This window comes from Pseudomonas sp. PICF141, assembly GCF_002286815.1.
Classification (GTDB): Bacteria; Pseudomonadota; Gammaproteobacteria; order Pseudomonadales; family Pseudomonadaceae; genus Aquipseudomonas.
Window position 1 is genome coordinate 24,153 of sequence record NZ_MUNM01000014.1, and the last position, 12,282, is coordinate 36,434.

Below are 12,282 nucleotides of genomic sequence, written 5' to 3' on the forward strand. Positions count from 1 at the left end.
AAACCGGCAAATCCATTCCTCTCAGATATACCGGGCTGTATGGCTTTGCGACTGCTGCGCAGCCGAACGGGGGCAAGCCCCCTCGCCACAGGGTTTCATTCGCCACTTGATATTTGTCCTGCACGCAAATATCAAATGCTCATCCCTGTATTTTTCCGCACGCCCCAACGCCGACACTTTGCGTACCGTCCATAGCCCCGTCGAAACTTTCTCGCCCGCCCGGCAGTCATCAAAAGACAGAGGCTGTCCGAGGGCTACGTTCAACGGGAGGCGACATGGCGGCGATTCATATCGGTATTTCAGGCTGGCGCTACACGCCTTGGCGGGGGGAGTTCTACCCGAAGGGATTGACCCAGAAGCGCGAACTGCAATTCGCTTCACGGGCAGTGAACAGCATTGAAATCAATGGATCGTTCTACGCCCTGCAACGGCCCGAACGTTACGCCCAGTGGTATGCCGAAACCCCGCCCGGGTTCGTATTCAGCGTCAAGGCGCCGCGTTTTATCACCCACATCAAGCGCTTGCGGGACATTCATAAGCCGCTGGCGAATTTCTTTGCCTCCGGGGTTCTGGAACTCAAGGAGAAACTCGGCCCGATCCTGTGGCAGTTTCCACCCAACTTCAAATTCGACCCGGAACTGTTCGAAAGCTTTCTCGAACAATTACCCCACGACACGGAACAGGCCGCCGCCCTCGCCCGCCAGCATGAGCCGCGCCTGAACGGTCACGCCAGCATGAAGGCTTACGGCAAGAAACCGCTGCGTCATGCCGTGGAAATTCGCCACGAAAGCTTTGTCGATCCCGCCTTCGTCCGCCTGCTCAAACGCTATAACACCGCGCTGGTCATCGCTGACACCGCCGGCAAATGGCCGTATCGCGAAGACCTCACCAGCGACTTCGTCTATCTGCGCCTGCACGGTGCCGAGGAGCTCTACGCCAGCGGTTATACCCCACAAGCGCTGAAACGCTGGGGTGACCGGATTGAAGCCTGGTATCACGGCAAGCAACCGGCAGATCCGCACTTGATCGCGCCTCGGCAAAAACCCAAGACCCGCAGACCCCGGGAAATATTCTGCTATTTCGATAACGACATCAAAGTCCGGGCGCCCTTCGATGCCCGTCGCCTGCTTGAGCGTTTTCATCTCGACAAGGACCTGGCCACCGCCCCCGGCGAGCCGGTGGCCGAAGGAGTGTTGCCATGAGTGTTCCCGAACCGGTCGGCGCCACGGATGAACAGCAACCCTTGGTCAGTGCCGTGAGCCGATTTACTGTGCTGACGGTCAACACCCACAAGGGTTTCACCGCGCTGAACCGGCGCTTCATCCTGCCCGAGCTGCGCGAAGCGGTACGCAGTGTGTCCGCCGACGTGGTGTTTTTGCAGGAGGTCCATGGCACCCACGAGCATCATCCACGGCGCTACCTCAATTGGCCGGCGATGCCGCAATACGAATTCCTTGCCGATACCTTGTGGCCACAGTTTGCCTATGGGCGCAATGCGGTCTACCCGGCAGGCGATCACGGCAATGCGCTGTTGTCCAAATTCCAGATCATTCGCCATGACAATCTCGACGTGTCCATCAGCGGCCATGAAAGCCGTGGAATCCTGCATTGCGTGCTACGGATGCCCGGCGATGGTCGCGAAGTGCATGCCATTTGCGTCCATCTGGGGCTTCGCGAAAGTCATCGCAAGGCACAACTCAAATTGCTGATCCAGCGTATGGAAGAGTTGCCGGAAGATGCCCCGGTGGTGGTCGCCGGCGACTTCAACGATTGGCGCCTGCGCGCTGATGCGCAGCTCAAGCCCTGCGGCTTGCATGAAGTCTTTGCCCAGTTGTATGGCAAACCGGCGCGCAGTTTCCCGGCGCGCTGGCCGGCATTGCGCCTGGACCGCATCTACGTGCGCAACCTCAAGGCCAGCCATCAGCAAGTACTGGCGGCACGGCCCTGGTCACACCTTTCCGACCATGCACCGTTATCGGTGGAGATCGAGCTATGACCGGCCCATTGATGGAAAAAACCAGGATCGAACACGTTTCCACCCCTCCTCCCGTGCGTGAACCGGCGGTCACTGGCGTCGTCTACGGTTGGCACAGTAACAACCGGGTCCAATTGCTGGAGAACGGCGAGGATTACTTTCCACGGGTGTTTGAAGTGCTACGCCAGGCCCAGAGTGAAATCCTGCTGGAAACTTTCATTGTGTTCGAAGACAAGGTCGGCAATGAGCTGCAGAAAATCCTGATTGAAGCGGCTCAACGCGGGGTGCGCATCACTGTCAACCTCGACGGTTTTGGCTGTGGCGAACTGAGCACGGAGTACCTCGCGACGCTGAGCAATGCAGGTGTGCGCCTGCAAATATTCGACCCCGCGCCGCGTCACTTCGGTATCCGCACCAACTGGTTCCGCCGCATGCACCGCAAGATTGTGGTGGTCGATGGCACGATTGCGTTTCTCGGCGGAATCAATTTTTCCGCCGACCATCTGGCCGACTTCGGCCCTGAAGCCAAACAGGATTATTCGGTTGAAGTGCAAGGCCCGGCGGTGGCCGATATCCATCATTTCGCCTTGCTGCAAAGCGGTCGCCCGGCCCGGGCCAAATACTGGTGGCAACGCCGCAGACAGCGGCGCGCGGAACTGGCGGTCAGTGATCATGATGGCCAGGTTCGTCTGGTGTATCGCGACAATGGCGAACACCAGGGCGATATCGAAGAGGAGTATTTGCAGGTGCTGCGCGGCGCCCGGCATCGCGTGATCATCGCCAACGCCTATTTCTTTCCTGGCTATCGGCTGCTGCGGGAGATCCGCAATGCGGCGCGCCGAGGGGTCGAAGTGCGCCTGATTCTTCAGGGGCAGCCGGATTTGCGGGTGGCCAGACTTGCCGCGCGCATGACCTACGATTATCTGCTGCGAGCCGGAGTAGCGATTTACGAATATTGCGACCGTCCCCTGCATGGCAAAGTCGCCTTGGTCGACGAGGACTGGAGCACCGTCGGCTCAAGCAACCTCGACCCGTTGAGCCTGGCCCTGAACCTGGAGGCCAATGTGTTGATCCGCGACCGCGCCTTCAACCGCGACCTGTTCGAGCGGCTCGACGAATTGAGCCACAACCACTGTAAGGTCATGTCGGTGGACAAGGCTCCGCGCGGACGGATCTGGCACATGACCATCGGTTTTCTGGTGTTTCACTTCCTGCGCCATTTCCCGGCATGGGCCGGGTGGCTACCGGCGCATAAACCGCGCCTCAAACCCTTCATCCATCCAACCGGGAGCGATTAGGCATGAGGCATTCTGATGCACAGCCTGCCCCTCACTCCGACACGCCACGAAAATCCCATTGGCACCGCTGGAAAAAGCCGCTGACGATGCTGTTTTTTCTGGCGTTGATCGTGCTGTTCACGATGCTTGCCCAACGCATCGAATGGGGCGAAGTGTTCGATAACCTCGCCGATTTCAAAGTGCGTACATTGGTTATCGCGTCCGGCCTGACGTTGCTGAGTTTTCTGGTGTACGCCTGTTACGACCTGATCGGTCGCACCTACATCCGGCAGGACCTGACCTGGCGACAGATCCTGCCGGTGGGGATCATCAGCTATGCCTTCAACCTTAACCTGAGCGCCTGGGTCGGCGGGGTGGCGATGCGTTATCGGTTGTATTCGCGGCTCGGCGTAAGCAAAAGCAACATCGCGAAAATCCTCGGGCTGAGCCTGGCGACCAACTGGTTCGGCTACATGGTGATTGCCGGCGCGGTGTTCAGCAGCGGACTGGTGCGAATGCCGCCAGGCTGGAAACTGAGCAGCGGAGCCCTGCAAGGCGTGGGCGTGTTATTGCTGCTGTTAAGCGCGGGCTATCTGGCGGCCTGTCGGTTTTCCAGGCGACGGGAATGGTCGATTCGCGGCGTGGAAATCAACCTGCCGTCACTGCACATGGCGGTCCTGCAACTGGCCCTCGGCGCACTGAACTGGTCGCTGATGGCGGCGGTGATCTTCACCCTGCTACCGAGCAAACTGGATTATCCGCTGGTGCTTGGCGTGTTGCTGATCAGCGCCATTGCCGGAGTCATCACCCACATTCCGGCCGGGCTCGGGGTGCTGGAGGCGGTGTTCGTGGCGCTGCTGCAACACGAGGCCTCGCGAGGAAGTCTGGTGGCGGGTTTACTGGCGTATCGGGCGATCTATTTCCTCCTGCCACTGCTGATTACCGTGGTGATGTACCTGGTGCTGGAAGCCAAGGCGAAGTCGTTGCGGATTTCGAAGAAGTCTCCTTGAGAATGATGGCGAAGCGGATGCCGCCATCGCGAGCAGGCTCGCTCCCACAGGGGCACACGCAACCCGTAGGAGCGAGGCTTGCCTGCGAATAATCGCAAGAACACGGCAAATCTCAACTCGACTGAATGATGCTCAATCGCTCGCCTACCACCATTTCCGTGATCCAGCCCACCAGGATCGAGGTGTACGCCTGTTGCGACACCGGATCGCTCAGGGCGTGATCGGCACCGTCGATAATCCGGTGAGTCAGCGAGTGGGTCTGCTGACACGCCGCGCGGTAACTCATGATGGTCGCGTGAGGCACATAGGCGTCCGTCTCGGACTCCACCAGCAACACATCCCCGGTGAATTGCGAACAGGCATGCAGTGCGCGATTGCTGTCGGCACTGACCCGCGTGCTGCGGTAATCGCGCAGATCGAGCTTGTCCAGATCACGCTTGGGTGTGTGCCAAAGGTCGTCGCGATACAACGCCGGCACCCGTAGCGCCAGCCAGCGCACCGGGCGCAAGGACGTCAGGATCGCCGCCAGATAACCACCATAACTGGTGCCGACCACAGCGATCGCCGAGGTGTCGAGCGCCGGATGGGCAAGCAGTCGATCGTAGGCCGCCAGCAGATCACGCAGGTTGTCTTCGCGGGTGACCCGGGACAACGGAATACCGGTCCCGCCGGTGTGGCCGCGCAAGTCGAATGTCAGGCACACGCAACCCAACGCGGCGATGCCTTTGGCACGCTCCAGGTCGCGCTCCTGACTACCGCCCCAGCCATGAACGAAAAGCACACCCGGGACTTTCGACTTGGGGCTGAGGAAGGTTCCGCTCATCTGTTCATCGTCGATGTCGATCGCAATGGTTTCGCTTCTAGCCGTCATAGGATTTGACCGTTACGTACTTGAGAAGAAAGTCACTGTGTTCCGCTGGCCCACGGTAGACCTCGATGGCGTTGGCCGGCAGAGGTTGATCGGTATAGGTTTCGACCGACGACACGCGAATCGCACGCAAGCCAGGGTCGTTGATGAAACGCTCCAGCGCCGCGACTTCAGCACTGCTGGCACCGCCCAGGCGCCAGGATTGTTCGAGCACGCCGCTGCGTTGTTTGCCATCGCAATCCAGCCCCTGGGCGATGTCGTAATTGCGCCGCGAGGCGTAGAAACCGGGGTAGGCTTCATCGGCGGCGCTGTCGAATACCTGTGCCTGCCGAATCGCCAGCCTCGTGTCGTCCGGTAGTTCCAGCGCCAGCAGGTCCTCGTAGTAGCCTTGCACCACCAGCAGGTTGGACCCGCCATAAACCTGCTCGCCCTGACCGTCTTCGGTCAAGTATTGATCACCGCAATAACTCAGCACCTTGTCGCCGATGAAGCTTTGGCCGACGCTATGGGTGACCACCTCGGTCAAGTCTTGTTCCAGCACCACGCCTTCGGTGAACAAGGTTTTGGCATCGGGGCGCGTGAGGATGGCGTCGAACTGGTCGAGGCTTTTGATCACTTCCTGGCCGCGTCCGGCGCAAGCATGAATAGGCTTCATGCGGATCGGACCGCTGTAGAGCAGATGCTCCGCTGCCGGGCGAGCATCCTCCAGGGAAAACACACTCAGGCCATCGAGCACAACGCTGCGCACCCGTTCGGAAAACAGCGACGACCAGCCTTCTGGCGCGAACGCATACTTGTTCAACAACCCATGGCTGATGGCTTTGGTGCAGATGAAAGCGTGGTCGACGTAACCACCCCACAAATCCTCCGGCCCTTTGACGCCCAACTGCCGGGCGGCAGCAACGCCCACCAGCGTCTGGGTCGGCACCAGATAGATGTCCCGGCCGCTATGCAGCTGCGGGTCGTAACTGCCGCCATATTCGAGCCCGACGACCTGCGCCAGCCAACGGGCCAACGCGCGATTGGTTTCGACTTCGTGCAGCGAGGCGTCGGGTCGCACCGAATGGGCGAGCACCAGTTTCTTGCGGTTTTTTGGGGTCATGCGTCCCCCTTGATCTGCGTTTGATAAATGTAGCTGAAGGCGGTGCAGAGATCAGGCCAACGACGTCTGGCCGAAAACGGGTTTCAAATCAGCCCATTGGGAAATCGTTAGTAGCACAAGGCCTGCTTTATTCTGCACGACACCTTTCAATGCTCCCGGCATTTTGCACGACCCAAACCTGCCGCCTCCCACATTTTCAGATCTGCAGTGCTTGCTACCGAGCCGTTGCCGCAGTCGCAGACACACCGAACCGTCCCCGGTAATCACTCGGCGCCAGCCCGGTGATCTTCTTGAACGTTGCCCGAAACGCACTCGGGTCCTGATAACCCACGGTCCAGGCAATGTGATCAATGGTGCCGTTGGTGAATTCAAGCATTTCTCGCGCCTTGCCGACACGCAGGTGCTGGCAATACTCGGTAGGTTTCAGCCCGGTCGCCGCACGGAATCGCCGCAGGAAAGTGCGCTCTTCCAGCCCCGCCCGCTCGGCCATTGCCGTCAATGAGACATCGGTCGCTCCAGTGCTTTGCAGCCAATGCTGGACCTTGAGAATCGACGCATCGCCATGGCTGAGAATCGGGGAAAAATTACTGCCGCACTCGCCCGCGCTGTCGCTGTGTTCCACCACCAGAAACCGCGCCGTGCCGGTGGCGATGCTCGGCCCGAGCAAGCGGTTCACCAACCGCAATCCCAGCTCTGACCAGGCCATCAAACCCGCGGTGGTGATCAGGTCGCCGTCGTCGACAATCGGCGTATCAGCCTTGAGCTTGATCGCCGGGTAACGCTCGGCGAAAGCCTTGGCCGAGGTCCAGTGGGTCGTCGCGCTGCGGCCATCGAGCAAACCGCTTTCAGCCAACAGAATAGAACCCACGCAGACCCCGCCAAGGGTCGCACCGCTGGCATGTTGCTGACGAAGCCAGCGAATCAACCCTTGGGGCGCCTGCCCCTCGGAAAAACCTCCGATCGAGGGCGGGATCAACACGGCAACCAATGCGCCGGTCGGGCCGGGATGAGTGTCGTACACCCGCTCGGGCACTTGATCACCCTCGACCTGCCAGTGACTGACCCGCAGCAACGGCAGCTGCGCCGACTGATGCTCGGCGGCGATCCGGTTGGCCACGCCGAACAGGTCCGTCAGCCCATGCACCGCCGCCATCTGCGCACCGGGATAGATCAGCACGCCCAGTTCGGCGACTGTCTTTTCAACACCCATTGTCAGTTTTCCCCCTTCTATTGTCGGTGCGGCCAATCCTCGAACGGCCAGCAAAACCTAATACTTGATTCACACCCAACAAACACTTCGAGGAAACACCCATGGCCAAGCAAGCACTCATCGTAGTCGATATCCAGAACGACTACTTCCCCCAGGGCAAGTGGCCTTTGGTCGGCGCCGATGCCGCAGCAGACAACGCCGCACGGATGATTCAGGCATTTCGCGAGGCCGCTGATCCGGTGGTGCATATTCGCCACGAATTCACCTCCGATGCCGCGCCATTTTTCACCCCGGGTTCCGACGGCGCGAAGCTGCATCCCAAAGTTCTCAACCGCGCCGACGAGCCCGTGGTGCTCAAACATTTCGTCAACTCGTTCCGCGAAACCGAACTGGAGGCCATCCTCGACCAGCAAGGCATCGAGCACCTGGTGGTGGTCGGGAGCATGAGCCACATGTGCATCGATGGCATCACCCGCGCCGCGGCCGACCTGGGCTATACCGTCACGGTGATTCACGACGCCTGCGCCACCCGTGACCTGGAATTCAACGGCATCACCGTCCCGGCCGCCCACGTGCACGCCGCCTTCATGGCGGCCTTGGGTTTTGCCTATGCCAGCGTGGTGTCCACTGACGACTTTCTGGCTGGCTAGATGAAGAACCTGTGGGAGCGGGCTTGCCCGTGATGAGGTCATCACATCCAACATCTTTGTTGATTGTTACATCGCTATCGCGGGCAAGCCCGCTCCCACAGGATTGCTCGGTAGACATAACAGCCGAAAAAAATCTCACGCGTGAGCTATTGAGGGTCCCGAATATTGCCTGTAGTGTTTCTCACGCGTGAGATTTTCACTACGGAGTCACCAGTATGAAAAGCAGCTCTCCATCAGATCCGCCTACCGGATCTGTTACCGATTCAGCGAGCCAAAAGGGAGAGCGCTCGAAACCGTCCGCGAAAAAACCATCCAGCTTCTACATGAAGCAGATGCGTGCGGGCCTGGGTGCCGCCGGTTATGTGAAACACGAGACTTGGGTGCTTCCCGAAAATCGAAGCCTGCTCAAGCAGATGGAGAAACAGCTACGCCAACCGATCCTGGCTGGCTCATTCATGTCGGAGAATTACATGAGCGCAGGTAATAACTGGAACATCGATCGCCTCTACAGCGCCCTTCAGGCCCTCGACGAAGTGGTTTCTAACGACATCACCCTCTCCCTGGTTCAAGGCGCCGAGTCCAGCATCAAGCTGGACATGAACGAGTTCGGTGGCCTGCCGATTTACATCGCGGTGGTTGGCGATCAGATCATCGTCGATACCGTTCTGGTCGATATCGAGTCCATCAACGACGTACCGGCATTCAACGATGCCGTTCTGCGCAGCCGGGAAATGTTCCCGCTGTCCTCGATCGGTATCGAGTCCATGCCCAACGGGCAGACCGTTTACAGCATGTTCGGCGCGCTCAGCTCCGACTCCAGCCTGACCAACGTCGTGACCGAGGTCAAAACCCTCGTCGATAACGTCCAGCGCGCCAGCGAAGCCTTTGAACGTTTCTTCATCTAATTTTTCGGGAACAGGATATATCCAATGACTCAGTCCATCTGGAGCAAATTGTTCACCGCGCTGCGTGGCGGTGCCAACGAAGTCGGCGAATCGATCGTCGACCAACAGGCCCTGCGCATTCTTGACCAGGAAATTCGCGATGCTGACAGCGCGCTGGCCAACGCCAAGCGTGAGCTGGTCACCATTATGGCCAAGCACAAGCTGTCGGCTGATCGCGTCAGCGAGTACAACGCCAAGATCAAGGATCTGGAATCCAAGGCCCTGGCTGCGATCCAGGCCAACCGCGAAGACCTGGCACTGGAAGTGGCCGAAGCCATTTCGACCCTGACCAATGAATTGGAGGTCGAGCAAAAGCAGGCCACCGAATTCGGCGGTTACGCGGACAACATGCGTAAAGACATCACCAAAGCCGAAAGCCGCATCAAAAGCCTGCGTCAGCAAGTGGACATGGCCAAGGCGCGTGAAAGCGTGCAGAAAGCCCAGGTCAGTGCTTCGATCGCCAGTGGCGGCGCCAACGGCAAGCTGGAAACCGCCGTCGGTACGCTGAACCGCCTGCAAGCCAAGCAACAGCAACGCGCCGCGGAACTGGAAGCCCAGGACCAACTGGCCGATGCGTCGACCGGCAACGACCTGGAGCGCAAGCTGCGCGATGCCGGCATCACGCCGAACGAAGGCAGCGCCAATGCGATTCTGGAACGCCTGAAGAAAAAATCGGCTGAGTAAACCGGCCCGGGCAACAAACGCGACGAACGCTGTGTGGCGAGGGGGCTTGCCCCCGTTCGGCTGCGAAGCAGTCGTAAACCACGGCATGGGGTGTGTCTGACACCCCCCATGCAATGGTCTTGGGGCCGCTTCGCATCCCGAGGGGGCAAGTCCCCTTGCCGCAGGTTTTTGTGTTCCTTGCACTGCCTTCTTTTTGCCGAGTCGAGGTCGTGGATGGATGCCCTGAAGGGTTTCAAGACAATTGCAGGCGTGGCCTTCTTCATGGTCGCGCTGTAATGGCTCAATGGGATTTATTGCAGCCAAGGCACTGTTATCTACGCCGCGCAGCAGGTTTAATGCCATCCCGTAACGCGCTTGAGCTCAGACGCCAAAGCGATTAAGTCGCCAGGAACGAGCCCCCCACGGAGTCAGGGATGTAAATGTCGATTTTCCTTTTGCTGCGCACGTACGCCTCGTCCTTCTTCCATCGGTTCGGCTGGGCAGGCCTGGCCATTGCGTTGGGCATACACCTGAGCACGGCCTATCTCGGCCTGGTGCTTTTGGGCGAACAACACCTCACCGCCCCCGCCACGTTTACCTACTTCTATCTCACCACAACACTCACCGTCGGCTATGGCGATCTCGCGCCACAGACAGCGGCGGGACGAATTTTCGTGGCTACCTGGGTCATGCTCGGGGGCATTGCGCTGCTGACGGCAGCCATCGGCAAAACCACCAGCAGTGTTATCGATGTATGGAGAAAAGGCATGAAGGGCAAAGGCGATTTCAGCGGCAAGGTCGGCCATACCGTTCTCATCGGCTGGGAAGGCGCCTCCAGCGAGCGGGTCATTGAATTATTGCTGCAAGACGAAACCTCCAATGACAACCTGATCGTCATTTGCGATTGCGACCTCGAAGAAAACCCCATGCCGGGTAAAGCGGACTTTATCAAAGGCGAAAGCCTGTCCTCTGCCGCACTGTTGCTGCGGGCCGGCGTCCCCGGTGCCGAACGCGTGCTGGTGCGAACTCATTCAGACGACCTGACCCTGGCCACCGTGCTGGCGATCAATCAATTGAGCCCGGTCGGCCATGTGGTCGCCCACTTCAATGAAAGCGAAATCGCCGCCCTTGCCAGCGCCTACGCGCCCAGCCTGGAATGCACCTCGAGCATGGCCATCGAAATGCTGGTACGCGCCTCTCAGGATCCGGGCTCATCCGCGGTCATCAATGAATTGCTGTGCGTGGGCCAAGGCGCCACCCAATACCTGATGAGGCTACCCGAGACCTTTGAAGCCACGTTCGGCGATCTGTACGCACAGATGAAAGAACAGCACAACGCGACCCTGATCGGCTACCGCGCCAAAGACGCCCGACAGCCTTGGATCAACCCGCCTGGCACCACTCGCGTTGAGGGCGGCGAACTCTTCTACATCGCCTCCACTCGCCTCAAGGAAATCACCAATGGGATGGTTTAAACAATTGATGGGGCTTGAGGCCCCGAAAGCGAATACGGAATCGAAATGGACAGCCAACGAAACCCTGCCCGCCATCGGCCCGCTGGGCCTGGCATTGGGCAAAGGCGTGATGTTCGACACGACCCTGAAATTGCTGCTCGATGGCAACACCCATGTGGTCATCCCCGGCTCCCAACAGATCTGGAGCGCTGGCACTGTTGATCTCGGGCAGTCGACCTGGCTGTCACGTTATTACATGAACGACGAAGACTACTGGCTGCAAGTGCACACCACCGGCGACGTCGCCGGGCAAGTCGAGTCGGTGATCCTGTTCAATTACCTCAGCTACATCACCATCAACAGTGAATCGGAGCTACGTCGGCTGGCCGGTCCTGAAAGCTTGATCGGCCTGCCGAGCTACACCCACAACGGTGTCGAATACACCCGCGAATGGGGCACCGAGAACGGCCAGACAGAACTGGTGGCACTGAGCGAACACCTGAAAAACCCGGATGACTCCTACAGCATCGAGCACCGTTCGATGCTGTATGCCCGCGAAACCGGTCTGACCGATCGCCGGGAATTCCTGCTGTTTTCCGTCGAAGAAGACGCCGAAGGCACCATCAGCTTGAGCACTTCGCTGGGCATTTCGTTGTACACCACTGACCTGAACACTTTTTAAAAAGGAAGAAGTCCATGCTTGAAGCGCTCTCCGTCTCCCTGAACAAAGCCGCCGTGCTCGGGTTTGTGTTGTACATCCTCGGCGCCACCGTGCTGTTTGCGCTGTTCCAGTTCATCTACACCCGAATCACCCCGCACAGAGAGTTCGAACTGATCCGCTCGGGCAACGTTGCGGCCGCGATCGCGCTGGGTGGCGCCATCATCGGTTTTGCCATTCCGGCCAGCAATGTGATCGCCTACTCGATCAGCATTCTGGACTTCGTCGTTTGGGCAGTGATTGCCGCTTTCGTACAACTGCTGGCGTTTCTGGTGACCAGCCTGGTGCTTAAAGGCGCCTCCGAACGGATTAAAAAAGGCGAAATCGCTGCGGGTATCTATATCGCGGCAGTTGCCATCAGCGTGGGCATGTTGAACGCCGCCTGCATGACCCCTTCCCAGAACTGATCGC

Annotated in this window: 13 protein-coding genes; 10 read left to right on the plus strand and 3 right to left on the minus strand. The window is 59.2% G+C overall.

All coding sequences use genetic code 11. The features are described from left to right. The first annotated feature begins 275 nt into the window (after positions 1-275). The 4 genes from BZL43_RS00805 to BZL43_RS00820 are packed head-to-tail and all read left to right on the plus strand — an operon-like array spanning position 276 to position 4,262. A complete protein-coding gene (locus BZL43_RS00805) occupies positions 276-1,202 on the plus strand; it encodes a DUF72 domain-containing protein (RefSeq protein ID WP_095630568.1) in 927 nt (308 codons plus the stop codon). Continuing rightward, positions 1,199-1,996: an endonuclease/exonuclease/phosphatase family protein gene (locus BZL43_RS00810; protein ID WP_095630569.1), complete on the plus strand. Its 798-nt coding sequence runs from the start codon at positions 1,199-1,201 to the stop codon at positions 1,994-1,996. Before BZL43_RS00805 ends, BZL43_RS00810 begins: the two co-directional genes overlap by 4 nt. Next, on the plus strand, positions 1,993-3,273 hold the full coding sequence (gene clsB, locus BZL43_RS00815) for a cardiolipin synthase ClsB (protein ID WP_095630570.1): 1,281 nt from the start codon (positions 1,993-1,995) through the stop codon (positions 3,271-3,273). The genes BZL43_RS00810 and clsB overlap by 4 nt, the downstream gene beginning before the upstream one ends. 2 nt (positions 3,274-3,275) lie before the next feature. Further along, positions 3,276-4,262 (plus strand): lysylphosphatidylglycerol synthase domain-containing protein, encoded by a 987-nt coding sequence (locus BZL43_RS00820; RefSeq protein WP_095630571.1) that lies wholly within the window; start codon positions 3,276-3,278, stop codon positions 4,260-4,262. Between the two features lie 112 nt (positions 4,263-4,374). Here BZL43_RS00820 and BZL43_RS00830 read toward each other — a convergent pair whose 3' ends face one another. From BZL43_RS00830 to BZL43_RS00840, 3 genes are all read right to left on the minus strand, one after another. Then, positions 4,375-5,133 carry a S9 family peptidase gene (locus BZL43_RS00830; protein WP_095630573.1) on the minus strand — a complete coding sequence of 253 codons (759 nt, stop codon included), beginning with the start codon at positions 5,131-5,133 and terminating at the stop codon, positions 4,375-4,377. Beyond that, entirely contained in the window at positions 5,123-6,232 is a 1,110-nt protein-coding gene (locus BZL43_RS00835) for a DUF3182 family protein (RefSeq protein ID WP_095630574.1), read from the minus strand. Before BZL43_RS00835 ends, BZL43_RS00830 begins: the two co-directional genes overlap by 11 nt. 214 nt (positions 6,233-6,446) lie before the next feature. After that, positions 6,447-7,442 (minus strand): GlxA family transcriptional regulator, encoded by a 996-nt coding sequence (locus BZL43_RS00840; protein ID WP_095630575.1) that lies wholly within the window; start codon positions 7,440-7,442, stop codon positions 6,447-6,449. A gap of 101 nt (positions 7,443-7,543) precedes the next feature. Between BZL43_RS00840 and BZL43_RS00845 the strand changes: the two genes are divergently transcribed. The 6 genes from BZL43_RS00845 to BZL43_RS00870 all read left to right on the plus strand — a co-directional run bounded on the left by BZL43_RS00845 (position 7,544) and on the right by BZL43_RS00870 (position 12,278). Next, on the plus strand, positions 7,544-8,092 hold the full coding sequence (locus tag BZL43_RS00845) for a cysteine hydrolase family protein (protein ID WP_095630576.1): 549 nt from the start codon (positions 7,544-7,546) through the stop codon (positions 8,090-8,092). A 323-nt stretch (positions 8,093-8,415) separates the two neighbouring features. Continuing rightward, complete coding sequence (locus tag BZL43_RS00850; protein ID WP_177409303.1) at positions 8,416-8,997, plus strand: YjfI family protein; 582 nt, start codon at positions 8,416-8,418, stop codon at positions 8,995-8,997. A gap of 24 nt (positions 8,998-9,021) precedes the next feature. Continuing rightward, positions 9,022-9,720, plus strand: a complete 699-nt coding sequence (locus tag BZL43_RS00855; protein WP_095630578.1) for a PspA/IM30 family protein — start codon at positions 9,022-9,024, stop codon at positions 9,718-9,720. Between the two features lie 419 nt (positions 9,721-10,139). Beyond that, a complete protein-coding gene (locus BZL43_RS00860) occupies positions 10,140-11,174 on the plus strand; it encodes an ion channel (RefSeq protein WP_095630579.1) in 1,035 nt (344 codons plus the stop codon). Then, on the plus strand, positions 11,161-11,835 hold the full coding sequence (locus tag BZL43_RS00865) for a DUF2491 family protein (RefSeq protein WP_095630580.1): 675 nt from the start codon (positions 11,161-11,163) through the stop codon (positions 11,833-11,835). Before BZL43_RS00860 ends, BZL43_RS00865 begins: the two co-directional genes overlap by 14 nt. A 14-nt stretch (positions 11,836-11,849) precedes the next feature. Beyond that, positions 11,850-12,278 carry a DUF350 domain-containing protein gene (locus tag BZL43_RS00870; RefSeq protein WP_095630581.1) on the plus strand — a complete coding sequence of 143 codons (429 nt, stop codon included), beginning with the start codon at positions 11,850-11,852 and terminating at the stop codon, positions 12,276-12,278. The last annotated feature ends 4 nt before the right edge of the window (positions 12,279-12,282 follow it).